Annotated in this window: 10 tRNA genes and 1 rRNA gene; all 11 read left to right on the forward strand. The window is 45.1% G+C overall.

The features are described 5' to 3' along the window. Positions 1-33 precede the first annotated feature (33 nt). A 5S ribosomal RNA gene (rrf, locus tag AZ66_RS28620) occupies positions 34-150 on the forward strand. Positions 151-203: 53 nt separating this feature from the next. Beyond that, positions 204-279, forward strand: a tRNA-Asn gene (locus AZ66_RS28625). Positions 280-282: 3 nt separating this feature from the next. Further along, positions 283-358 (forward strand) — tRNA-Thr (locus tag AZ66_RS28630). A gap of 40 nt (positions 359-398) precedes the next feature. Then, positions 399-473: transfer RNA gene (locus tag AZ66_RS28635), tRNA-Glu, on the forward strand. A 93-nt stretch (positions 474-566) separates the two neighbouring features. After that, a tRNA-Val gene (locus tag AZ66_RS28640) sits at positions 567-642 on the forward strand. 6 nt (positions 643-648) lie between these two features. Next, positions 649-724: transfer RNA gene (locus AZ66_RS28645), tRNA-Thr, on the forward strand. A 12-nt stretch (positions 725-736) separates the two neighbouring features. Then, positions 737-811, forward strand: a tRNA-Gln gene (locus AZ66_RS28650). Positions 812-818: 7 nt separating this feature from the next. Continuing rightward, positions 819-894: transfer RNA gene (locus AZ66_RS28655), tRNA-Lys, on the forward strand. A 12-nt stretch (positions 895-906) separates the two neighbouring features. Continuing rightward, positions 907-990: transfer RNA gene (locus tag AZ66_RS28660), tRNA-Leu, on the forward strand. A gap of 1,216 nt (positions 991-2,206) precedes the next feature. Continuing rightward, positions 2,207-2,281 (forward strand) — tRNA-Gly (locus AZ66_RS28665). Between the two features lie 8 nt (positions 2,282-2,289). Further along, positions 2,290-2,366: transfer RNA gene (locus tag AZ66_RS28670), tRNA-Arg, on the forward strand. Positions 2,367-2,373 lie beyond the last annotated feature (7 nt).

A 2,373-nucleotide genomic window follows, 5' to 3' on the forward strand; every position in this document is an offset into this window, starting at 1 on the left:
CCTTGAACTTCATATTGGCTTTAGCCAATGCTGTTTGGTGGCGATGGCGGAGGGGTTCCACGCGTACCCATCCCGAACACGACCGTTAAGCCCTCCAGCGCCGATGGTACTTGGACCGCAGGGTCCCGGGAGAGTAGGACGTCGCCAAGCAGTCCTTTGTAAGGACTCCATACAGGAAGGGTCCTGTGAGAGTCCAGTAATATTCCCTGATAGCTCAGTTGGTAGAGCACTCGACTGTTAATCGAGTTGTCACAGGTTCGAGTCCTGTTCGGGGAGCCATTTGCTCTCATAGCTCAGTCGGTAGAGTGCATCCATGGTAAGGATGAGGTCACCGGTTCGATCCCGGTTGAGAGCTCCACTGAAGAGATCGAAGTAGTTTATATAGACTTCTATTGCATGGCCCGTTGGTCAAGGGGTTAAGACACCTCCCTTTCACGGAGGTAACAGGGGTTCGAATCCCCTACGGGTCACCATTACAACTTCTCAACTGGTAAAAATTGAGGGTTGAACAAGTTAGACGATCTTGATATGATATAAGAGTTGCTGGTGAAACAGACATACAACATGGACGCTTAGCTCAGCTGGGAGAGCATCTGCCTTACAAGCAGAGGGTCGGCGGTTCGATCCCGTCAGCGTCCACCATAATATGCCGGTGTAGCTCAGTTGGTAGAGCGGCTGACTTGTAATCAGTAGGTCGAGGGTTCGACTCCTTTCGCCGGCACCATTTTTACCTCGATGGGGATTAGCCAAGCGGTAAGGCAACGGACTTTGACTCCGTCACGCATAGGTTCGAATCCTATATCCCCAGCCATTTGTAAGAGCCATTAGCTCAGTTGGTAGAGCACCTGACTTTTAATCAGGGTGTCGAAGGTTCGAGTCCTTCATGGCTCACCAGTTAAATATCGTGCGCGTATGGCGGAATTGGCAGACGCACTAGACTTAGGATCTAGCGCCTTTGGCGTGGGGGTTCAAGTCCCTCTACGCGCACCATATCATTAAACCCTTGTCGGACAAGGGTTTTTTGCTGCTTAAAAAAGGTGGGTTTAACTATTTCGATATTCTTCGTCCCTAGATTCGGACATCATTGTTTAATGAATTGGTTACTGCTTACTAAATGCTTGCAAACACGTATTGCAGACATTCTCCCAATTTCCTCTCCTATGCCCTCAATGTTTTCCGGACACCCCCAAACGACTTACCCACTATCCTGGTTAGCGTTTCTTTGTTTCCTTCTATCATCTTTCGATCCTCACTTGTACTTATTTTAGCCCATAAACAGCGCTCATTTGAAACTGTTTATTCTTAGAGGGTTATGTTTTACGCAGGTTTAATAAGCGGCATGAGGTATGTATCATTTCTATAAGAATAGTCTCTAGGTTATCTGGGTATGTATCGCCTATACACTCTCACACAGCATAGGACGAGTGCTGAAAGCTATACTCTAGAGGAATAATGATTGCATAAATTGAAAAGCTTAACGTTCTTTCAATCGGCTAATTCTGAGTTGTGGGCTTATTGATCTGCTAAAGCTGAATGCTGCATTTCTTGAAATGATGATTCTAAACAATATTCCGAAGGTTATGATTTGAAGAAACGAATTGATCGATGATTCAAGACAATCATCATCCTAATCATTACATCTTCTAAATAATACACCACCTTTGACTGGTAATAATTCATTTTATACCGAAGCGATTGATTCATTATTCGAACAGGCCTTTTACCGTTAAGCTGTTTATTTAGATAACTAAATGATCTAATATTGATTGTAGATCTCACTACGCGTCCAGGTTTATTAACTTATTGTGTGGAGGATAGGTGGAATTGGGCTTAGGATAAGCTCAGGAGCCTGTAAGAGCCCTTTTAAACGCTTATAGAGAGGATTTAGAACGTAAGGCGTCTCAAACCCATCTAGAGCGAATAGGGGGACGTATGACTGGAATAACGATTGCATTCCCACTATGGCGGCCTGGTGAAATGCTCAGAGGGGACGGGGAACGTAGAAAACTGATGGAGCTAGTGCATGATAATATCTGTTATGCGCTGTGATGAGGCGTCCTAGAACAGACATCTTTGAGTCTGCAGTAGCTCAACAGCAAGGTTTTTCAGTTTTTTTAGTTTTTTTCGAAATAGGGGTTGCATAACTGGAACCCTTATGATATATTATTACTTGTCGCTTCTGATATATCGTTTTGAACGACAAATTGCGGACATAGCTCAGTGGTAGAGTATCGCCTTGCCAAGGCGAGGGTCGCGAGTTCGAATCTCGTTGTCCGCTCCATATAATTTGCGCCCTTAGCTCAGCTGGATAGAGCGTTTGACTACGAATCAAAAGGCCGGGAGTTCGAATCTCTCAGGGCGCGCCATTTCTTT

It is taken from the genome of Paenibacillus sp. E194 (assembly GCF_000935845.1).
GTDB classification, from domain to species: Bacteria; Bacillota; Bacilli; order Paenibacillales; family Paenibacillaceae; genus Paenibacillus_B; species Paenibacillus_B alvei_B.